General features: G+C 37.4%; 14 protein-coding genes. 9 read left to right on the top strand and 5 right to left on the bottom strand.

Annotated features, from left to right (window positions below; translation table 11 throughout):
* Nucleotides 1-63: 63 nt before the first annotated feature.
* The gene (locus tag C8N37_RS07000) at nt 64-2,412 is read right to left on the bottom strand and encodes a glycoside hydrolase family 95 protein (RefSeq protein WP_108158231.1); all 2,349 of its coding nucleotides are present in this window, start codon (nt 2,410-2,412) and stop codon (nt 64-66) included.
* A 3-nt stretch (nt 2,413-2,415) separates the two neighbouring features.
* Nucleotides 2,416-4,311 carry an alpha-L-fucosidase gene (locus C8N37_RS06995; protein WP_108158230.1) on the bottom strand — a complete coding sequence of 632 codons (1,896 nt, stop codon included), beginning with the start codon at nt 4,309-4,311 and terminating at the stop codon, nt 2,416-2,418.
* Between the two features lie 222 nt (nt 4,312-4,533).
* Between C8N37_RS06995 and C8N37_RS06990 the strand changes: the two genes are divergently transcribed.
* Both C8N37_RS06990 and C8N37_RS06985 read left to right on the top strand, forming a co-directional pair.
* Nucleotides 4,534-6,033: a catalase gene (locus C8N37_RS06990; RefSeq protein ID WP_108158229.1), complete on the top strand. Its 1,500-nt coding sequence runs from the start codon at nt 4,534-4,536 to the stop codon at nt 6,031-6,033.
* A 349-nt stretch (nt 6,034-6,382) separates the two neighbouring features.
* The gene (locus tag C8N37_RS06985) at nt 6,383-7,555 is read left to right on the top strand and encodes a trans-sulfuration enzyme family protein (RefSeq protein ID WP_108158228.1); all 1,173 of its coding nucleotides are present in this window, start codon (nt 6,383-6,385) and stop codon (nt 7,553-7,555) included.
* 106 nt (nt 7,556-7,661) lie between these two features.
* Here the strand turns inward: C8N37_RS06985 and tpx are convergent, their stop codons facing one another.
* On the bottom strand, nt 7,662-8,162 hold the full coding sequence (gene tpx, locus C8N37_RS06980; protein WP_108158227.1) for a thiol peroxidase: 501 nt from the start codon (nt 8,160-8,162) through the stop codon (nt 7,662-7,664).
* Between the two features lie 184 nt (nt 8,163-8,346).
* Here tpx and C8N37_RS06975 point away from each other — a divergent pair, with 184 nt between their 5' ends.
* The 3 genes from C8N37_RS06975 to C8N37_RS06965 all read left to right on the top strand — a co-directional run bounded on the left by C8N37_RS06975 (nt 8,347) and on the right by C8N37_RS06965 (nt 11,630).
* Entirely contained in the window at nt 8,347-9,564 is a 1,218-nt protein-coding gene (locus C8N37_RS06975) for an OmpP1/FadL family transporter (RefSeq protein ID WP_108158432.1), read from the top strand.
* Nucleotides 9,565-9,589: 25 nt separating this feature from the next.
* A complete protein-coding gene (locus C8N37_RS06970) occupies nt 9,590-10,882 on the top strand; it encodes an SGNH/GDSL hydrolase family protein (protein ID WP_108158431.1) in 1,293 nt (430 codons plus the stop codon).
* A gap of 331 nt (nt 10,883-11,213) precedes the next feature.
* Nucleotides 11,214-11,630: an OsmC family protein gene (locus C8N37_RS06965; protein ID WP_108158226.1), complete on the top strand. Its 417-nt coding sequence runs from the start codon at nt 11,214-11,216 to the stop codon at nt 11,628-11,630.
* A gap of 70 nt (nt 11,631-11,700) precedes the next feature.
* Here C8N37_RS06965 and C8N37_RS06960 read toward each other — a convergent pair whose 3' ends face one another.
* Nucleotides 11,701-14,076 (bottom strand): outer membrane beta-barrel family protein, encoded by a 2,376-nt coding sequence (locus C8N37_RS06960; protein ID WP_108158225.1) that lies wholly within the window; start codon nt 14,074-14,076, stop codon nt 11,701-11,703.
* Between the two features lie 209 nt (nt 14,077-14,285).
* Between C8N37_RS06960 and C8N37_RS06955 the strand changes: the two genes are divergently transcribed.
* Nucleotides 14,286-15,527: a sensor histidine kinase gene (locus C8N37_RS06955; RefSeq protein WP_170114493.1), complete on the top strand. Its 1,242-nt coding sequence runs from the start codon at nt 14,286-14,288 to the stop codon at nt 15,525-15,527.
* Nucleotides 15,517-16,191, top strand: coding sequence for a response regulator transcription factor (locus C8N37_RS06950; RefSeq protein ID WP_108158223.1), 675 nt, complete (start codon nt 15,517-15,519; stop codon nt 16,189-16,191). The genes C8N37_RS06955 and C8N37_RS06950 overlap by 11 nt, the downstream gene beginning before the upstream one ends.
* 36 nt (nt 16,192-16,227) lie before the next feature.
* Here C8N37_RS06950 and C8N37_RS06945 read toward each other — a convergent pair whose 3' ends face one another.
* Nucleotides 16,228-17,283, bottom strand: a complete 1,056-nt coding sequence (locus C8N37_RS06945) for a DUF2157 domain-containing protein (RefSeq protein ID WP_108158222.1) — start codon at nt 17,281-17,283, stop codon at nt 16,228-16,230.
* Nucleotides 17,284-17,448: 165 nt separating this feature from the next.
* Between C8N37_RS06945 and uvrA the strand changes: the two genes are divergently transcribed.
* Entirely contained in the window at nt 17,449-20,289 is a 2,841-nt protein-coding gene (gene uvrA / locus C8N37_RS06940; RefSeq protein ID WP_108158430.1) for an excinuclease ABC subunit UvrA, read from the top strand.
* A gap of 133 nt (nt 20,290-20,422) precedes the next feature.
* The gene (gene mutL / locus C8N37_RS06935) at nt 20,423-22,300 is read left to right on the top strand and encodes a DNA mismatch repair endonuclease MutL (RefSeq protein ID WP_108158221.1); all 1,878 of its coding nucleotides are present in this window, start codon (nt 20,423-20,425) and stop codon (nt 22,298-22,300) included.
* Nucleotides 22,301-22,303: the final 3 nt, after the last annotated feature.

Below are 22,303 nucleotides of genomic sequence, written 5' to 3'. Positions count from 1 at the left end.
GTCATTAAAAAGGTTGTAAATTAAATTTGAATTTACAACCTTTTTACATCTTATATTGAACAATTATTTTATTTTATAATCCTGGTATTCAAGACCATTCAATACGTTGACGATCTTATTTTTTGGTCCAGTGATCTGATAGTCGATCACCTTTCCATCTTTCCATCTCATATCCACCGTATAGTTACCTCTCGCCTTCAACCCTTTTACAGATCCATCTTTCCATGCTTTGGGTAAAGCAGGTAGTAAATGGATAAAGCCTGCGTGACTTTGAATTAACATCTCAGCAATTCCTGCAGAACCTCCAAAATTACCATCTATTTGAAATGGAGGATGTGCACAGAATAAATTTGGATAAGTACCTGCTCCCAATCCTTGGTAAGTCGTTTCATTAACAAATGCTGGCTTTAGCAATTGTCTTAATATTTCTAGGGAATGATCGCCATCCTGCAATCTTGCCCAAAACAAAATCTTCCATGCACGAGACCATCCAGTGCCCTCATCGCCTCTTACTTCTAGCGTCTTACGAGCTGCGTCTGCCCAAGATTTATCTTTTTGAGGAGAGATAAAATTTGCCGGATAAAGACCGTACAAATGTGATACATGCCGGTGCTGCGGTTCTACCTCTTCATAATCAGTTAACCACTCTTGAACACGACCACTTTTACTAACCACTACCGCTGGTGGAATTTGACTCAATTTATCCTTTAATTTTTGAACAAATGGATCATTTAAGTTTAAAAGACTATCCGCTTGTATCAGGTTCCCATACAGTTCTCTTACAATCTGATTATCGATCGTAGGACCCATCACTACGGAAGCGACTTCACCATTTGGAAGACGAAACCCATTTTCAGGAGAGACGGATGGTGAAGTGACCAACCAGCCTGTTTTTGGATCTTTAACTAAGATATAATCATAAAATTCTGCTGCTCCTTTTAAAACGGGATAGACTTCTTTTAAATACGTTTTATCTTGTGTAAACAAATAATGTTCCCAAAGATGATTACACAACCATCCTGAAGCTGTACTTGAACCCCAAGATGCATTTTCTCCTGGAGCTGAGTAACCCCAGACGTTTGTCATCATATAAACAACCCATCCTGGTGCATTGTAATAAGCTTTAGCAGTTTTTTCACCAGTCTTTGCAATACGCTTGATCATGGCTATAAAGGGTTTATGATATTCAGAAAGATTACTGACTTCAACTCCCCAGTGATTCATTTGTGCATTGATATTCAAGTGATAATCGCCATTCCAAGGTGTCTGGATCTGATGAGCCCATAAACCTTGTAAATTTGGAGGTAATGCATTTTTGTGATCTGGAGCTGTGCTTGAAATACTCAAGTAACGACCAAACTGAAAGTACAATGCCGCTAATCCATTATCTAAAGCTGGATTTTCAAAAAATTGATGTAAACGTTGCGGAGTTGGCGTATCGATCTGAGACTGATGATCTGCAATAGTTAAAGCAACACGGTCAAATTTCTTCGCATAAGCTTTTTGATGATTGCTATACAGATTGCTATTAGCAGTTTTTTCAACAACAGCAATATTTGTACGGATAACCTCTTGCGGATTTGTTCCGTAGTAATTTGTACTTGCGGCAAAGAAAACTGTCGCTTCATCAGCTCCATTTAAGATTAATTGTTTACCATCATCTGTCAATTTCCCACCCTTAAACACAATTTTAACTTTACTTGCAAACTGTAGGTTTTTACCGCCTTTACCATCTGGTAAAGAGCCTAACAAAACAATTTCACCATTTTTAATCTGATAAGAATCTATATTTTCGGATCTTTCCAGAGCAACAGCAAAACTGATACTTTTTTTCTGAGAAGCAGTTAAATGTATCACGCCTACATTTTGATCAAAAGAAGTGTAGTAAGTTCTCTTGTAGTCTACTCCGGAGGAAGTGAAAGAAGTATGTGCAGTCGCGTTCCCAATATTTAATGATCGCTCATAATTAGAAACATGCTGTACATCCACTTCAAAATTAAATTTTAAAAATCCAAAATTCTGATAACAACCATATGGTGCATTCGCACCTGCTCCAAAAGCAGACCCCTGTCCAGTACACACAAAGTTCTTATTCACCAGATCCTCAGCTTCTTTGTTCTTTCCCGCTATCAATAACTTCTGAATCTCACTGACACTGTTATATGCATTATAATTATTGGGATCTTCAGCTGAGCCCGACCACATAGAAATCTCATTTAAGACCAATGATTCGGACTTAATTCCACCATCTGGCATCATTCCTATCAATCCATTTCCTAATGGCAGTGTTTCTTCCCATCGAGTAGCTGGTTTATCGTACCACATCGTTAGACCATCTCTTTTTTGTGCATACGCTTGGAGAGAGGTGATCGATAACAGAGCCAATAAGGTTGATTTAGTTGTAAATTTCATTTTTTATTTAGAATATAATTCAAATTCTGCCACTGTAAAGACATCTTTCGTTAACGTTTCTGTTGGAACAAATTTGATGTATTTTGCCTTTATGACATCATCAAAAATGATCTGTTGTAAAATTGGATTTGCTTTAATATTGGAAAACTCACCCTCTTTCACCATTACCCATTGTTGCTTATTGTGACTGGTATAGATCTTATACCTGGTCGCTGTACCTACTGTTTTTCCATCTTGACGTGGTAAGTAACCGAGTCCTATGACATCACTTTTTAATTCAAAAACAAATCCCTTTTCATATGCTTGTACGGAGGCAAAAGTTTCGCTCTTACCATCAAGTGCCTTTGCAGATTCGGAAAAAGCACTAACTGTAAACTCCCTAGCATTTAATTTTTTAAATCCTGCACCTTCAAATTCAAAGGCTTCATTATATTCTTTATATAATCCAAAATCACTGACCGTAATAGCGACCGGAGCGAATAATTGAACGCGCAGTTCATCGGTCGTAACTGGGTTCTCCAGTTTCATCAATCGATTAGCGCCAATACTTGTAGCCTTTGTCAATGTCACCCATTGGCCATTCACTTTTTGCTCTACCAAAACACTATCAAGCCGTTGACCGAGTTTAATATTTTCTCGTATCTGAATAATATCAAAGGTTTGTTTACCATTCAACTTTATTTCTAATGAGGCTTGATGCTCATCATCGTTTGTTGCCCAATAGCTATAGCGATCATCATCGAGGATATACGATGTTCCATATTCTTGAATGGAGTGCTCACGAATAGTAGATGCTTTAATTTGAGCATCCTTTGCTAAATTGGTTTTAAAAGTTTTTTCTACCTTTTTTCCAAATGCCGCCAAAGATTTGACATCATTGTCATGCAATTGACCCGATGGCATAGGAGCCAGCCCAAGATTCATATTCGCACCACGCCCGACAGATTTTAAATAGATTTCAAATAGCTGATTTGGTGTTTTAACCTGAGCATCTTGTTCTGCATGATAAAACCAGCCTGGTCTTTGCGGAACATCACATTCAGCAGGAATCCAATATTTTCCATTTCGAACTCCAGATGTCAATGTTTTTTCATTAACTAATCCGGGAACTGCTTTTTTCCCATCTAAGCCTTCTGGTGTAAAAGTTGCCCATGACGTTTCTCCTGCAAATCCCTTTTCATTTCCAACCCATCGCATATCGGGACCAACATCACTAAAGATCATGGCCATGGGCTGCAACTTGCGTACGATAGGCCAAGTTTTTTCTTCCCATGCATAATAGATATTGCGATCGATGGTTCTTTTCTCTTTCAATCCACCGTAATAACCATCACCTCCATTGGCTCCGTCATGCCATGAAGTAAACAATTCTCCATAATTAGACATCAATTCCGTCAGTTGTGCCCGATAAGCCTCCGCATAGTCAGCAGTACCATAGCGCATATCGTTGCGATCCCATGCGGAAAGATATACACCAAATTTCATCTTATTGGCATGCGTTGCTAACATAAAATCTTTGACCATATCACCTTTACCTTGTTTCCAAGGTGACGCTGCCACACTATATGTTGTGGTTGCGGTCGGCCACAGACAAAAGCCATCATGATGCTTAGCAACAGAAATCAAACCCTTAAAACCAGCGGAAGCTGCTGCTCTTGCAATTTGATTCGCATCAAATTGAGTTGGATTAAAGATAGCCGGATCGGCATCACCGTATCCCCATTCCTTATTTTGAAAGGTAGTTGGCGTATAATGAATTAAACAATAAGTATCCATTTCATGCCATTTCAATTGTCTTTCGGAAGGAATAGCTCCATATGGTTTCGGCGGATTTACAGGTTCAGATGGTAAAATACTACCATTGACAAAGAGTAAACTAGAGAAAAGAAATGTTAACATATTTGTAGAGAATAGGTTTTAAATCTTAAATATAGTTTTATTTTGGTGGAATTAAAATTTGATCAATTCATTTTACTCAAGCAATCGATTGATCAAGTTAATCTAAAAAATAAATCCTTGATCATTAATATTGATACCTCATCAAGATTATCAATAAAATAAGACCATACATTTCATTTAAATTTGTTTAGAACAAAAAAATTGAAACTCATCATACGTATAATGGAAAATAACAATAACAAAAAAATTACAACTGCATCAGGAGCTCCTGTTGTCAACTATGAAGACACGATGACGGTTGGACCTAGAGGCCCTGTACTATTACAAGATTATTTTCTGCATGAAAAATTAGCGCATTTTAATAGAGAGCGTATTCCAGAAAGAATTGTACATGCCAAAGGTTCTGGCGCATATGGCACATTTACAGTAACGCATGATATCTCCCAATACACGAGAGCAAAACTCTTTAATGGAATCGGAAAGCAAACGAAGTTGTTTATTCGTTTCTCTACTGTAGGTGGAGAAAGAGGCTCTGCAGATTCGGAACGTGATCCACGTGGATTTGCAATAAAGTTCTATACGGAAGATGGAAATTATGATTTAGTAGGCAACAACACACCGGTCTTCTTTATAAAAGACGCAAAAAAATTTCCTGATTTTATCCATACTCAAAAAAGAGATCCTTATACAAATTGCAAATCGGCAACCATGATGTGGGACTTTTGGTCATTAAATCCTGAATCTCTCCACCAAGTGACGACCTTGATGTCGGACCGTGGTACACCATTAGGCTATAGACATATGCATGGATACGGAAGTCATACCTATTCCATGATCAACGCACAGAATGAATTGGTATATGTTAAATTTCATTTTAGAACACAACAGGGCATCAAAAACCTGACTGCCGCTGAGGCCGATGAAATGCGTGCAAAAGATATGGACTATGCACAACGCGATCTACATACAGCAATTGAAAAGGGAGATTTTCCAAAATGGAAGCTTTATATCCAAGTCATGACCGAATCGGAAACTAAAACTTTCCGCTGGAATCCATTTGACTTAACGAAGGTATGGTCGCAAAAAGAGTATCCACTTATTGAAGTTGGAGAAATGGAGTTAAACCAAAACCCCAATAATTACTTTGCTCATGTGGAACAAGTCGCTTTTGCACCAGCACATGTGGTAGATGGTATTAGTTTTTCTCCAGATAAAATGCTACAGGGTCGTATTCTATCTTATCCTGATGCACAGCGCTATCGTTTAGGGGGTAATTATGAGCAAATTCCGGTAAACCAATGTCCTTTTATGACCAACAATTATCAACGTGATGGTCAGATGACTGTCAATGGGAATCAAGGCTCTGCTCCAAACTATTATCCCAACAGTTTTGATAGCAACTACCAAGATCAAGCTTACAAAGAGCCTGCATTACAATTGGATAGTGTCGTGGCCGATCATTATGACCGCAACGCCCCTGGTGAAGACGATCACTATACGCAACCTGGTGACCTGTACCGATTATTAGATGAAGGGCAAAAACAACATCTCGTTGAAAATATTGTTGGTGCAATGTCTGGAATCGAAGGTCCAAAAAGAGATGAAATTATCATGCGACAACTGTGTCATTGGTTTAGAGCAGATATGAATCTAGGTCTTAGTGTTGCTAGAGGTTTAGGGTTTTCTATGGATCAAATGGCGAAACATATGCCGCAGAAATAAAAAATAATTCGGCAATAATTTAAGGAGCGGAAATGTACCCATACATTTTTGCTCTTTTTATGTCTTCTACATGTCTCACAATGTATGTTAAGTACCAAAGTTTGAAGCTTAATATCAAAATATACAACACTTATCCTAGCTTCTTAATCGTACTTATTTAGAATCGAATCAATATTGACAAAATTAAATGAATCGCATTGCAATCGATTTAACTGTATGATAGGCTGTTATTTGAGATTGGGATCGTATAAATTTTAAAAACTTAAGTTGTTCTAATGATTATTTTTTACACAAATTTATTTGATAAAATATAAAAAATAAAATTTACAACTTGTACCTTTACCTCATCATGAACAAAGATCAATCTAAAATCATACGCGAACAAGCCGATCGTTCTGCAACACGTGAGCATTCGGTGCCCCTATATCTTACTTCTAGTTTTATCTTTGATAGTGCAGAACAGGGAAGAGCTATTTTTGCTGATGAAGAGCAAGGAATGATATACTCTCGCTATGCCAATCCAAATACATCAGAGCTTATTAACAAAGTTTGCATCCTAGAGGGTGCAGAAGCTGGGCTGTCCTTCTCTTCGGGTATGGCAGCAGTATTTGCCTCTTTTGCAGGTATCGTTGAAAGTGGTGACCATATTGTTTCGTCACGCGCTATTTTTGGTTCAACTCATCAATTATTTACGCAATTATTCCCACGCTGGGGAGTGACAACAACCTATGTGGATGCAGTCGATCCAGAAGAGTGGGAAAAAGCCATCCGACCGAATACAAAAATTATTTTCCTTGAATCACCTTCTAATCCTGGTTTGGAATTAGTAGATCTGGAATGGTTAGGTTCTTTAAAGAAGAAATATCCGAATATCATTTTAGCCATTGACAATTGCTTTGCAACACCTTATTTGCAAAAACCGTTAAAGTATGGTTTTGATCTGTCTATTCATTCCGCAACCAAATATATGGACGGTCAAGGCCGCGTGCTTGGTGGATTGGTGGTCGGTAAACAGGAATTGATTGACAAATTAATGTTCTTTATCCGCCATACTGGTCCTTCTTTGTCTCCATTCAATGCTTGGGTGATCTCTAAAAGCTTAGATACACTAGGTTTACGTATGGATAGACACTGCAGCAATGCATTAGCGTTAGCAACGGTTTTGGAAACTCATCCTGAAATTGAGGATGTTAAATACCCATTTCTTCCTTCCCATCCGCAATATGAACTAGCAAAGAAGCAAATGAAAGCTGGTGGTGGTATTGTCACATTTGTTGTTAAAGGTGGAAAAGAAAGGGCATTTAGATTCTTAGATGAATTAAATATGATCTTATATACTTCTAATTTAGGAGATGCAAGATCAATCGCTACTCATCCTGCTTCTACAACGCATTCAAAATTAACAGAAGATGAACGATCAAACCTTGGTATTCAACCGGGTAGTGTACGCCTATCTGTTGGTTTAGAAGATCAAGAAGATATCATCCAAGATATCTTACAGGCATTGGAAAAGACCAAATAGCAATAAAAAGGGTGATCATGGTGATCACCCTTTTTATTGCTATTGCTTACATCATTATTAAAATAAAGATGATTCATCTGACATCCTCTTTATTTTATGCACATGACTACTTCAATGAAGCTAATGCTGCTTCGTAATTTGGCTCCTCTGTTACTTCCGCAACTTGTTCTTCGTACAACACTTTTCCATTTTCATCCAATGTAATCACTACACGGCTCAATAATCCTGCTAAAGGACCATCTGAGAAGCGTAATTGGTAAGTATCTGAAAAATTAGCATCCTTATATTCGGACAAGGTAACTACATTTTTCAAACCTTCCGCAGCGCAAAAACGACCTTGGGCGAATGGTAAATCTTTAGAGATACACAGTACAACTGTATCTTCTAAACCGGATGCAGCTTGATTAAAAGCGCGAACTGATGCTGCACATGTTCCGGTATCGACACTTGGGAAAATATTTAATACTACTTTCTTTCCTCTATAATCTGCTAATGACTTATCGGATAAATCACCTGCTGTTAATTTAAAATCTGGAGCTTGACTTCCTACTGTCGGTAAATTTCCAACTGTATTTACTGCTCCACCTTTGAATGTTACTGTTGCCATAATTAAATTTTTTAGCAATTTAATGATTTATGTCTAATGTTGCCACAAAAATCACAATTATTAGCGGTCTTTAATTCAAAATAAATATTTATCAATTTTTGCCAAAATAATATCGAAAAACCACAAAAAATTACTATGTTAGCATTGTAATTCAAACACAAACGATAAACCAAATATGATGTATATGAAGAAGTTACTAATTACTCTACTTTGTGCATCCCCCTCCTTACTTTTTGCACAGGGATCTCAAGTTAATCTTCAGAGTCCAAAATCTGTGGGTATGGGCGGTGCAGGCTCTGCCTACTTTATAGATGAATCTTCTATTTTTTATAGTCCAGGAGCACTTTCAAAAATGAGTCACAATGCGATTTCTGTTAACGGAAATGGTGTTATGTTCAAATCTGCTTTTCAAGCAACAGGAAGTTCAGTAGTCGATCACACTAGAAATCAGATCACACCTCCCTTTTCTGTTTTTGCGACAGTAGGTCCTAAAAACACGTGGTGGAAAGCTGGTATAGGAATCTATACACCTTACGGTGGTGCAGTAGACTGGGGAACAGAGTGGACAGGTAAATACAGTTTAGTTAGTTTATCATTACGTGCGATCTATATACAACCAACCGTGAGTTTCAAATTAACGGACAACTTTAGTATTGGTGGTGGATTTGTATACAATGTTGGATCTGTAGATTTACAAAGTGCTATTCCTGTTTATTTCCAAGATGGAACATCTGGATTAGCGGAATTAAAGGGAACTGGAACTGGTACTGGCTATAACGTCGGGGTGCATTATAATTTAAATGAAGAGTTTGCCATCTCGATGAGCTATCGTTCAAAAGTCATCACAAAATTAAAAGATGGTGATGCGAAGTTCACTGTACCTGAAGCGGCACAAGGAACATTTCCGCCAGACAGTAAATTTAGTGCGGAACTTCCTCTTCCTTCTACTTTTGCCGTTGGTGTAACTTTCCCTATCAGTGAGAAGGTGAAAATGGCTGTAGATGGAACTGTGATCAATTATGATATCTATAAGGAATTAAATTTTGATTACAGTGGAGCAAATACTCCAGATACACATTCTCCAAAGAATTATACAAAGGCAGGTTCTATAAAAGCGGGTATTGAATATTTACCATCAGAGAAATTACAACTTCGGATAGGTGGTGGATATATTGCCACTCCTGTCAGCAAAGATTATGTATATCCGGAGACTCCAGATAATAACCGCATATTGGTAGCTGGGGGTTTCACCTACAAAATGTCTCCTAAGTTTGATTTGACAGGTTCATTTGCATACCAAAGAGTATTACCTCGTGAAGCGAATAATGTAGACAGCCATCTATCGGGAACGTATACAACGAATATTTACGCGCCAGGAATTGGTTTGACTTACAAATTTTAAGCATTTATACTAAAATGTTATGATCATGAAAAGAAGAAATCTATATATAGGAGTTGCATTAGCTATACTGAGTATCACAGCATGTAAACCAACTCTAGACGAATTTACACCCTCAGCAGGGACAAAAGCTGATTTTAGCAAATATATTGCTATTGGAAACTCGCTATCTGCAGGGTTTGCTGATGGAGGTTTATATCTAGAGGGGCAAAAAGTGGCTTTCCCTTTACTCATCGCAGAGCAACTTCAAAAAGTGGGTGGAGGAGAATTTAAATCTCCATTTTTTAGTGAAGAGCAGTCCAATGGATCAGGTTACATCCGTCTAAAAGCACTCGTGAATGGCCAACCAGTAACAGAACAGGTTGCGGATAAATTAGCTTATCGTTCGGCGACGCCCAAATTATTAACCAAATATACAGATCCAATCAATAACTTAGGTGTACCGGGCATGCGTATGGATATGGCTTTTGCACCAGGTATAGGTACCGCTGCGGGAAATATGTACTTCGAACGTCTACTACCTGATGGTACTCCACCAACGATGAATTATTTCACCTACTCTACATCGCAAAATCATACGTTCTTCACTTTTTCATTGGGAAATAATGACGTATTGGGATATGCAACAAATGGAGCTGTTAACGAAGGCCCCACTACATCATTGACTTCGACGGCCCTGTTTAATACATTATTGAATAATTATGTAACTACTTTAACTGCAAAAGGTCAAAAGGGTGTATTAGCAACAATCCCAGATGTGACATCCGTCCCTTATTTTACAACGGTGACACGTCAAGTACTCTTGGCGGCAGTAAATGCGGCAAGTACAACGAAGGTAACCGATATTTACATCGCAACTAAGACTGGTCCTCGAGCTGCTACTGACCAAGATTTCTTTGTCTTACCTTTTTCATCCGCAGGTTTATTAGGTGTACCAAACGCCAATAAAATTCCTTACGGCTTACATCCGCTTAACCCAGTTGAAGATAAATATGTTTTGGATACCAAAGAAGCGATAGAAGTCGTGGCACGTGTCAATGATTTCAATAAGACAATTAAATCAGTAGCGGCATCTAAAGGATTGGCCGTGGCAGATGTAAATGCATTCTTAACTTCAGTAAAAAATGGAATCAGGATCGATGGTCTTGCTGTAAGTGCAAAATACATTACTGGTAACGGTTTTTCATTAGATGGTATACATTTAACTCCCATTGGAAATGCATTGATGGCAAATGTATTTATTGAAGCTATAAACAAAACTTATGGAGCCCAGGTTCCAAGGTTGAATATTTCTGACTTTAGAGGTGTAAAACTTCCATAATATTATTATTAAATGGTTTGGTGAAAGGGGTGTATCATATTGTATGATCACCCTTTTTATTGTTTGATCAATTGCATATGCTCAGGAATATATCAACATATAAATCACGCTTTGCGAGTAGCTTAATAAACAAACCTTTCCCTTATATGATTTTTGCCAACTTTATATGAATAAAAACAAGAAAAGATGGAAAAGTAAAGGACCATCAAACTGGTATATCTCCCGGTAAAAGCAATTATAGCTGATATAAATTGATTTTGTAATCCATGCGATTATATTGCTAATCAAAGCAAAATTAGCTAAGTTTGTGTATACATAGAGGTACAGAAACATGAAAGTAACACTAAATCGCCAAAACAAAGCGGTTCACTTTGAAGCCGCAAGTGAATTGTCTAATGTCAAAGTTAATATAGATGGCTCAGAAGCTATTGGAGGTGAAGGGAAAGGCGTACGTCCAATGGAGTTAGTCTTAATGGCTTTAGGTTCATGTAGTGTATTTGACCTATCTTCGATCTTGACCAAACAGCGCCAAGAGATTGAAGATATACAAGTGGAAGTCGAAGGAAAACGAAGAGAAGAAATTCCAAATATCTTTACTGATATTCACATTAGCTTTTATTTAAAAGGTAATATTGACGAGATCAAAGCCCAAAAAGCAGCAGAATTAGCGGTTAAAAAATATTGTTCTGTGCATGATATGCTTGCGGCAGGTGGTATTCATATCACGTATTCACTAAAAATAAATTAATTTATTTTTAGTCATATAAAAAGCCAGATTTGCATAGGAATCTGGCTTTTTTCTTGTTTGCTCATGGATATTATAACCGCCCCTGTTCTTCCGTTTTTTTGGGTACATTGGCACTGTTTTTAATTTTTTGATTACCAAAATGATAGCGAAGTGTTACATTTACTTTACGTGTATCGCGATAATCGTTATAATAATTATTCTGGTCAGCATATTTTGATGATACTCGCTGCTTTTCAGTTTTAAAAATATCCATAAAGGAAAAGTTTACTTCAAATTTTTTATTAAAAAACTTCCGATTGGTCAATAGGTAGGTACTTGAGTAACCAGAAATCTTAAAAGGCCCCTGTATGGTAGGCGACTCAAAGCTATTGCCAATTTCCAAATTCCAATCGACATTTTTATTCAGCAGGAAAGTTGAGCTGACATTACCATTGGCCATCCACACCTGATTGCGGTATAACTCAAGATCTCTTCCTTGATAGTAGTTTACATTATACATTCCTTCCAATTGTGTATTTAGGCTCCAGTTTTTCAAAAGCTGAAAACTTTTACTCAAATCTACACCGGCTCCTTGTCCTTTTTTAATATTTGTATAATGATAGATCAATTGATGATTGATATTATCCTGAATAGAAATTTCCATGGATGGCCACTGCTCATAACGATAGAACAAGTCCACGTTCCAGTTCTCTTTTGTAAACATGATATTTAGATTGTGAATAATCGTGGCCCTCAATCGTGGATCTCCCTGAAAGTAAGAAAACAAATTATAATAAGACTTCGCAGGATTTAACCAGGAGTATGCTGGTCTGCTGATTCGTTTGCCATAGGAAAATCCCCACTGATATTCCTTATTTGTATGATATTGGGCATAGAATGTTGGAAAGAGTGCCCAATAATTTTGATGATTGCGGTCTGCAGGTTCAGAAACTATACCATTCAATGCCGTATTTTCCAAACGTAATCCTCCTTTCCAGCTCCATTTACCCCATTTATATTCCATAGACGCATAAGCGGCAAATTGCTGCTCATCGTAATCAAAAACATTACTCTTATCAGCTCTTTCCTGAAAACTACCTCGTTCATCATCGAAAAACAATAAAGTACTTTTTGTTTTTACAGTACTAAATTTTCCTCCAAATTCTAGAGCGACCTTATTTAAATTTGCGAAAAAATCGAGTTGTGTGGATAACAGCTGATTTTGACTCGCATTATCACTTACAAACCGGGTGCTAGTCGGTTCCTGGTCTTTAAAATTTAAATCGGTCCATACATCTTGCAGATTAGATCTTCGATTTGTTGTAAAATATGACGACCAATTCGCATTCCAATTGGAATTTATCTTTTTGTTAACCTGTAAATACAGGTTATTGGTTTTCCGAGAATCTACATGGTCATTCTTCGTTAAATAAGAAGACTCCAGTTGACCATCCTTATTATAGATAGAAGTCGGTACGCGATATACTCCAGCAGACTTGGGTCCGTAATAACCATTTAATCCTATAGCGATAGTCAAAGAGGTATCAGGTGTATAATCGAAAGAGAACACATAACTGTTTTGACTATTATTTTGATCGATGCGAGTCATGATACTTTCCCATGATGTTTGTTCATTGGGATAGTATACAAAATCAGTCCCATATCGCGCATATGTCCCTCTACCATAATTGTAGGTAGCACGCAGATTAATTTTTTCATTTTTATAATATTGTGTCAGTCCAAAGAGCTGTTTTGCATAGTTACTTTGCTCTGCCAAAGCCAACACCACTCCCCGGTATCCATAAAGTTGTGATTTGGTCATTTTGATATTGATGATTGTGCTCCCTTCTGCTTCATATTTTGCAGGTGGATTGGTGATAACCTCAATAGCTTGCACATCTGATCCCGCAGTATTCTCTAAAAGTGTCTTCAGCTCTTCTCCTGTCAGCATCACCTTTCTTTCATTGATCATGACTGCAACTTTCTTATCTCCACGGACAGCAATATTACTCCCCGTGAGCATCACCATAGGTGTCCGCTTTAAAATATCCCAACTATTCAATCCGGATAAATTACTGCCTTGGACATTAAACTCCAATCGATCAATCTTTCGAATGACTCGCGGACGTTTGCCGGTGACTTGTGCTTCTTCAAGTTTGGTTTCATTTGGACTGAGCTTGATCAACACCAAATTTTGCACGGTATCGGAACGAAAGTAGAGTTCTTGATTTTCGTAGTTTAAGTGAGATATTGCCAGCCTGTATAGATTTTTCTCTGCAATAGCATAGTCGAATCTACCTGCTGTATCTACCTGGGACGTGTATATTAATTTCCCTGCACTATCTAATAATACAACGGTAACATCTGTCAATGCACGTTCGCTTTGATCACAGACTTTGACAGATAAACGCTTAACTTGTGCTTGCGCAAGAAAAGGGAATAATAAAAAAATAATAAGATACTTCATGCTTTTTTAATTGATGATACAAAAGTGTCTTATGTCAGGGAGAACTTCGGTTAATGAAGGGTTAATGGAAGGTTAAGGTTCCATTTATTCAAAAGCGGAACTTATATTTGTATATGGAACTGAAGTCTAAAAACTATATTTATATTTTTGCTATCCTCTTTCTAGTCCTCATTGGTATCCAGACGTATTTGTTAATGAATTCCTTTCATTTGAAAAAACGAGAGATCTATTCAAAGACAAAAGAAAAATTAGGACATATTGATGATACAGATGCATTATTTGATAACGATCTATTAAATAATCAAGATGCTACAGCTTATTATATAAATTTGGTCCAAGGGAAAATCACACTTGCTCAACTAGAAAACAGCTATTCGGAAAAAGCAAAGCGGACTCAACATGTACTGACTCATTATGTGGATAGTATCTTCGCACCATTAGGTCTTGAAGTAAAATTACAAAAAGAAATTCTGCAGATTACTTTCAAAAACACCGAGCAAAAGCTACTGAATAAACCGATTGTGGTGTATAAAACGAACGGAAATCTCATACATCCATTAGAGCTATCTTCGGGAACATGGGCTACGGAAAGAACAGTCAAACAACTGACAAAAGAGGAATCAGCAATAACCGTGGAACAAGAGGATAAGCAATATAGTTTTCTTGTTCTTCGAAGATCATCTTTTGAGGTTGTTAATATCAATTGGATTGTTTTCAAAGAATTGACATTCCTGCTATTGAATACACTTTTGATCCTGATAGCATTAATCTTCTTGTTTTATAAGACCTATCAAAATCTAAAAAAGCAACAGAAGAAAATTGGGCAATTACATGACACTGTTGACAACATTTCGCATGAACTTAAAACACCTATTGCAACCCTAAAAGTCGCTTTAAAAACTTTAGAAAAACAGCCCGACCCCACTACAATAGCAGTCATGACCAGACAAGTGGAACGCCTAGAGCAGACTTTAAATCCCTTGCATGAGCCAGAAAAAGAAATTTCTAATACCCTGATCTCCAATTATCAAATAGCGACATTGCTATCCGATTTTAAATTAGCACATCCTGATATCCAATTTGAAATGAACGATATTTCAACGGTATCTATTCCGCTTAATGATATAGATTTCACCACCATATTCGTGAACCTGATGGATAACAGCATCAAGTACGGTGCTACAAAATTGCATATATCTATAATAAATGATCAAAACCGATGCAAGATTCAAGTGCGTGATAATGGAATTGGAATAATTCAGGAGGAGATTCCTCATATTTTTGAAAAATTCTACCGTATACAAAAAAATAATATTCATGATACTAAAGGTTTAGGATTGGGCTTATATCTAGTCAACAATATCGTTAACCGTCACCAAGGAAATATTCAAGTCAATAGTAAACAGAATCAAGGAACCACTTTTAATATTTCGATACCACATGAACACTAAGCTTTTGTTAATCGAGGATGATGCTGATTTCGGTTTTATGTTACAGCATTATCTACAACTTTCAGGATATGAAGTTGATTGGATGCAAAGTCCCGCTGAGTTTTCGTTGTATGAAAACACACTTCCTTATGATTTGTTAATCATTGATGTGATGCTGCCTATTAAAAGTGGTTTTACATTAGCGCAAGAAATAAAGGAGCGCTTCCCTGAGTTTCCTTTTATTTTCTTAACTGCGAAAGAGCAAAAAATTGACAAATTAACAGGTTTGAAAATAGGCGCAGATGATTACATCACAAAACCCTGTGATCCAGAAGAGCTGGTATTGCGTATCCAAAATATCTTAAAACGGAATAAAAAGAAAGAGTTCACGATCTCGATAACACTGGGCAGTTATCAGTTTTTTCCACAACGCTTAATCCTCTCTCATCCTTTAGAGCAATTTAAACTAACGGAAAGGGAAGCCAAGCTTTTATTATTTCTAAGTAAGCGCTCGGGTTCTCTTGTGACTCGGGAAGAAATTTTGCAAGAAGTCTGGGGCAACAGTGATTTTTTCAACGGGCGTAGTATGGATGTTTTTATTACACGGCTTCGAAAATACCTCAAACATGATGTAAGCTTGCAAATAACTTCTTCCAGAGGAGTTGGATTTACAATTTCATTCTGATCGGATTGCCCTTGGGTCGATCAAAAATTAGTGTACTTATTCATCAATACCATCTTCGCGTTTTTGCCACAATTTCTCTGCCCAACGGCCCACAAACCAAAAGGAGATCGCTAAAATGAGGAAGAAGATGGCACGATTGATATTATCCCATAGATACTCGACATAACGGGTATATACATTCAACACAAAAAATACGAAACCGATTTCCCTGGAGGTATTATCTTTCATCTTTAAACCATAGATCACTAAACCTGCCGATACTGCAGTAGATAATAATCCCCAGTAGAATATATGATATTGTCGTACTAATGTCCACTCATAAAAATCCGAATAGTTGCCAAAAATAGAAAGGGACCACAATGAAACCATCAGATACAATAACCCAATGAGATAGCTGAGGGATTGAAATTCCATCAATTGCTTAAATCGTGGTTGTAAGTATATAGCTATTAATGTTAAGACTAAACCAAAAATGGTAAAACGCAATGGATAATTCATTCCCCAGAACTTAAATCCCCAATCGCTATGGTAGGCTGTTTCTGTTGCAAACCAAATCCCCAAGGCGATGAGCATAAAAACCCATATCAGTTTTGATTTAAGGCGATTAGCGAGGTATCCGTAAATCAGTACTGACAAGAGAAATAGCAGCGAATAATGCATGCTATTTTTGTCCAGCACTTTTCCTAAAAACCCAATACATGCTGCTGTTGCGAATACTCCGATGAGCATCATGGTTTCAATAGATAGATTTTTATTGGGAAATTTTGTTTTGTAACGAAATCCTAATGTATAAAATAAAACGGCTAGTGCAGCAAAGAATAAGCAAAACAAAATATTTGGTGCTTCATAAAGTGTATCGACAAATTTGAGAAAGGCTGTGTCTGTCATCAAAGAAAATACGGCAAACACCAAAGAAGCCAGCGCAACCCAAAATGCATAGCGTGCTAAGCGTTTCCAATCAAAGCTTTTTACATCAATACTATTGACCATAGCACTAGCGGTTGATGCATCAATTATTTTCTCCTTCTCCCAAAATTGTATCGCTTCTTCTAAGGATTCTTTTTCTTGTTTAGTAACGTCTAATTTCTTCATATAAGTTGTGAAATGGCAAAGTACAAATTATACCCATTATTTAAGCTATAGATTTGCAATGTCGTGACAATAATAAAGATACGATCACTGTTAAAGTTCATTAAAAATAAGTAATTTTGCATGTTTGCAGAAATTCATCTGCGTTTGGAAGAAAACAGGGGTTACATGACAAAGAAAATCACACCAGATTTAGGTGAACAAAATGAAGTTCAAGTATTTGGAGCACGTGTACACAATCTCAAGAATATTGACATTTCATTTCCTAGAAACGAATTGGTTGTTATCACGGGACTAAGTGGTAGTGGTAAATCGTCATTAGCTTTTGACACGATCTATGCAGAGGGTCAAAGGCGGTATATGGAGACATTTAGTGCCTACAGCCGTCAGTTTTTGGGTGGCATGGAGCGACCTGATGTCGATAAAATTTCCGGATTGAGCCCTGTTATTTCTATTGAACAAAAAACGACGAGCAAAAATCCGCGTTCGACAGTCGGTACCATTACTGAGGTTTATGATTTTATGCGTCTGCTATTTGCACGTGCGAGTGAGGCATTTTCTTATGTAACGGGCAATCGCATGCAGCGCATGTCTGATGATCAAATTGTGGATCGCATTCTGACTGATTTTGATGGACAAGCTCTCAATATTTTGGCTCCTGTTATCAAGGGCCGTAAAGGTCACTACCGCGAATTATTTGAACAAATCCGTAAGCAGGGTTATGTAAAAGTTCGCGTAGATGGTGAAATTGTAGATCTCATGCCAAAGATGCAAGTGGATCGGTATAAAATACATGATATTGAGATTGTAGTAGACCGACTTAAAGTAACTGCCGATGATAAAAAGCGCCTGCAGACATCTGTTATGCAAGCGATGAAAACAGCGAAAGGAATTATCAAAGTGGCTAATCAGGAAAATGATGAACAATTTTTCAGCCGCTACTTAATGGATGCTGAATCGGGTATTTCTTATGATGAGCCACAACCGAATACCTTCTCTTTTAATTCGCCATATGGAGCTTGTCCAAAATGTGATGGTCTAGGTTATATCTTTGAAATTGATAAAAACACCGTTATTCCTGATCGTAAATTAAGTATTCAAAAAGGAGGTTTAGCGCCACTAGGCCCTGCAAAGGAAACTTGGAATTTCCAAGTTTTAAAAGCGGTAGCTAAAAAACTTGATTTTTCGTTGAGCACTCCTTTGGAGAAATTAACGGAAGAACAACTTGATACGTTACTATTTGGTGCTGAAGAACCTATTTCAGTAGCTGTTTCATATGGTAGTTATGATGTACGCGATTATCGGATCGAATTTTCGGGTATTTTCAAAATGCTTGAAGAGCAATCAGGCAAATCTAGCGACGATATGTCTTCTTTAGATGATTTCCGTTCGAAAATAGTCTGTCCAACTTGTCAAGGAGCACGATTGAAGAAAGAATCGTTGCATTTTAAATTTGCAGGTAAAAACATCTATGAACTGGCGCATATGGATATCAAATCCCTGTACGAATGGTTTTCAAATGTAAACGCTTCTTTGGATGAACGTCAGCAGATCATCGCAACTGAAATCTTAAAAGAAATACAGTCGCGCTTAGGATTTTTATTGGATGTGGGATTAAACTACCTGACTATAGACCGTTCTTCGAAATCACTTTCTGGGGGAGAAGCACAACGTATCCGACTTGCGACACAAATCGGTTCACAACTCGTCAATGTCTTGTATATTTTGGATGAGCCGAGTATTGGTCTCCATCAAAGAGACAATGAAAGATTGATCAATTCTTTAAAAAATTTACGTGATATCGGCAACTCGGTATTAGTTGTTGAACATGATAAAGACATGATTTTGAATGCCGATTATGTCATTGATATGGGGCCTGCCGCAGGTGTAAACGGTGGTCAGGTGGTGGCTGAGGGGAAACCAACAGATATTTTGAAATCAAAATCTTTAACAGCGGCTTATTTAAATGGCAAAAAAGAGGTTGCCACCCCTTCTGAAAGAAGAGCTGGCAATGGAAAAACATTATCGCTTAAAGGAGCTACAGGAAATAATTTGAAAAATGTTTCTGTAGATTTTCCGTTAGGAAAATTGATTTTAGTTTCCGGTGTTTCCGGTTCTGGAAAATCAAGTTTGATTACAGGTACATTATATCCTATTCTAAATAAACATTTTTTCCGTGCTAAAGGTATCCCTCTCCCCTTTAAGAGTATTGATGGATTAGAGCATATTGATAAGGTAATTGAAATCGATCAGAGTCCGATCGGTCGAACACCACGATCAAACCCTTCCACTTATACAGGTGTATTTTCAGATATCAGAACCTTGTTTGTTCAACTACCTGAAGCGAAAATAAGAGGCTATAAACCCGGAAGATTCTCCTTTAATGTCAAGGGTGGACGCTGTGAAACCTGCCAAGGTGGGGGAATGAAAGTCGTTGAAATGAACTTTCTACCTGATGTTCAGGTTCCTTGTGAAACATGTCATGGAAAACGCTATAACAGAGAAACTTTGGAAGTACGCTTCAGGAGTAAATCTATATCCGATGTACTGGACATGAGTGTGGATGAGGCTGTTGTTTTCTTCGAAAACATCCCTTCTATCTATCGTAAAATAAAAACATTGCAGGATGTTGGCTTAGGATATATTACATTGGGACAGTCATCGACCACGCTATCTGGAGGTGAAGCTCAACGGATTAAATTGGCTACTGAGCTCTCTAAAAAAGATACCGGTAACACCTTCTATATCTTGGATGAGCCAACAACTGGTTTACACTTTGAAGACGTGAATGTGTTGATGGGTGTGATCAACCGCTTGGTGGATCGCGGTAACACCATCTTGATCATTGAGCATAATTTAGATGTGATTAAGTGCGCCGACTGGGTCATCGATATTGGTCCTGAAGGAGGCAAAGAGGGTGGTAAAGTATTATTTTCAGGCACTCCAGAAGGCTTAATCAAAAACAAAGACAGCGAAACGGCCCGATTCCTAAAGCTGGAAATGAAATAATCAAGATTAAATTTGATACACCAAGTTGGTGTATCAAATTTAAAGCATGAAAGTTGATAAGTAATGTAATTTATACGACAACTTTCTAACGGAATTAAAATCATTCCTCATTAATTTCGTAACTTCGCGTCATATGTCGGATATTATTCAATTACTACCAGATAATGTTGCCAATCAGATTGCAGCAGGTGAAGTCGTACAAAGACCTGCCGCTGCTATTAAAGAATTGATTGAAAATGCTATAGATGCTGGAGCTGACAAGATACAATTGATCATCAAAGATGCTGGAAAATCATTAATTCAAGTGATTGATAATGGTTGTGGAATGAGCGTGACGGATGCACGTCTTTGTTTTGAACGACATGCTACTTCCAAAATTCGTAAAGCAGAAGACTTATTTGCCATTCGTACAATGGGATTTCGTGGAGAAGCGATGGCTTCTATCGCGGCCATTGCACATGTGACATTGAAAACACGTCGTTTTGAGGATGAATTGGGTACTGTTGTCGAGATCGAAGGTTCAAAAATCATCAATCAAGCTCCTGAAGCAGTAGCTGCAGGCACCAATATTTCTATTAAAAATCTTTTTTTCAATATACCCGCACGCCGTAACTTTTTAAAAAGTAATTCGGTAGAAATGCGCCATATTATAGAAGAATTTCAACGGATAGCTTTAGCTAATCCGGAGATCTTTTTGACCTTACATAGTGATGGAAATGAAATGTTTCATTTACCAGCGGAAACCTTAAAACAGCGTATTGTTCATCTTTTTGGTAATACTTACAATCAACGATTAGTACCTGTGGAAGAGGATACTTCTATTATTAAGGTAAATGGTTTTGTAGGTAAGCCTCAATTTGCTAAAAAAACGAGAGGGGAGCAATTTTTCTTTGTTAACAAAAGATTTATCAGAGATCATTATTTGAATCATGCTGTTATGAATGCCTTTGAGGAAATTCTTCCTGCAGAGACCTTTCCTTTGTATGTCTTATTTATTGATATTGATCCATCAAAGATCGATATCAACGTTCATCCAACAAAGACAGAGATTAAATATGAAGATGAAAAAGCCATCTATGCCATCATCCGATCCGCTGTCAAAAGATCCCTGGGTCGTTATAACATAGCCCCATCACTTGATTTTGAGCAAGAAACAGGCTTTTCGAACATGATTACACCAAAACCTTTGGACGAAATCATTGTGCCTACCGTAAGTTTCAACCCTGATTTTAATCCTTTTGAACCAGATCAGGTCACGAAAACAACGTTTTCACGTTCGGATAATTATATGGCAGGTTTTGAGAGAAAATCGGCTATTCCTCAAAATTGGGATACTTTATATCAAATCACAGAGCAAGATGTATCCATGCAATTGCCGCTTGAACATGAGCAGCAAGAGCGTTCTATCCATCAACTCTCGGGAGTTACGAGTCAGGTAACAACCAAGCAATTTTTTCAAATCCACAATAGGTTTATTGTATCGCAGATTCATTCTGGAGTTATGCTCATCGATCAACAGGCGGCACACGAACGTATTTTGTTTGAACAATTCAAATCACAGCTTGACCAGCACAAAGGATTGAGCCAACAAAGTTTGTTCCCACAGAGTATTGACTTAAATCCATCAGATAATGAATTGATGCAAGATCTTTTAGAAGATATCCAGAGTTTAGGTTTTCAAATCCGCTCCTTTGGTAAAAACAGTTATATCATTGACGGCATCCCTGCAGATCTAGGGACAGGAATTGATGAACGTAAAATCATTGAGCAGATTTTAGAAGATTATAAAAACAATTTGAGTGATTTTAAAATTGAAAAACGAGAAAATTTAGCAAAAAGCCTAGCACGCAATGCAGCAATTAAACCAGGAACTTTCTTGGATAATAATGCGATATCAGAACTTATTGATCAACTTTTTGCTTGTGAATCTCCAAATATTTCTATTTTCGGAAAACCAATCGTTATTACCATTACCTTACAAGAACTTTTAGAAAAGTTTAGTAAAAACTAATTT

Source organism: Sphingobacterium faecium, assembly GCF_003054045.1.
GTDB lineage: Bacteria > Bacteroidota > Bacteroidia > Sphingobacteriales > Sphingobacteriaceae > Sphingobacterium > Sphingobacterium faecium.
This window is presented reverse-complemented; position numbering and strand designations above follow the sequence as displayed.

Excerpts from the sequence above, each read along its gene's own strand:
- C8N37_RS07000 (WP_108158231.1), bottom strand. The coding sequence starts at position 2,412 with ATGAAATTTACAACTAAATCAACCTTATTGGCTCTGTTATCGATCACC.
- C8N37_RS06995 (WP_108158230.1), bottom strand. The coding sequence starts at position 4,311 with ATGTTAACATTTCTTTTCTCTAGTTTACTCTTTGTCAATGGTAGTATT.
- C8N37_RS06990 (WP_108158229.1), top strand. The coding sequence starts at position 4,534 with ATGGAAAATAACAATAACAAAAAAATTACAACTGCATCAGGAGCTCCT.
- C8N37_RS06985 (WP_108158228.1), top strand. The coding sequence starts at position 6,383 with ATGAACAAAGATCAATCTAAAATCATACGCGAACAAGCCGATCGTTCT.
- tpx (WP_108158227.1), bottom strand. The coding sequence starts at position 8,162 with ATGGCAACAGTAACATTCAAAGGTGGAGCAGTAAATACAGTTGGAAAT.
- C8N37_RS06975 (WP_108158432.1), top strand. The coding sequence starts at position 8,347 with ATGAAGAAGTTACTAATTACTCTACTTTGTGCATCCCCCTCCTTACTT.
- C8N37_RS06970 (WP_108158431.1), top strand. The coding sequence starts at position 9,590 with ATGAAAAGAAGAAATCTATATATAGGAGTTGCATTAGCTATACTGAGT.
- C8N37_RS06965 (WP_108158226.1), top strand. The coding sequence starts at position 11,214 with ATGAAAGTAACACTAAATCGCCAAAACAAAGCGGTTCACTTTGAAGCC.
- C8N37_RS06960 (WP_108158225.1), bottom strand. The coding sequence starts at position 14,076 with ATGAAGTATCTTATTATTTTTTTATTATTCCCTTTTCTTGCGCAAGCA.
- C8N37_RS06950 (WP_108158223.1), top strand. The coding sequence starts at position 15,517 with ATGAACACTAAGCTTTTGTTAATCGAGGATGATGCTGATTTCGGTTTT.
- C8N37_RS06945 (WP_108158222.1), bottom strand. The coding sequence starts at position 17,283 with ATGAAGAAATTAGACGTTACTAAACAAGAAAAAGAATCCTTAGAAGAA.
- uvrA (WP_108158430.1), top strand. The coding sequence starts at position 17,449 with ATGACAAAGAAAATCACACCAGATTTAGGTGAACAAAATGAAGTTCAA.
- mutL (WP_108158221.1), top strand. The coding sequence starts at position 20,423 with ATGTCGGATATTATTCAATTACTACCAGATAATGTTGCCAATCAGATT.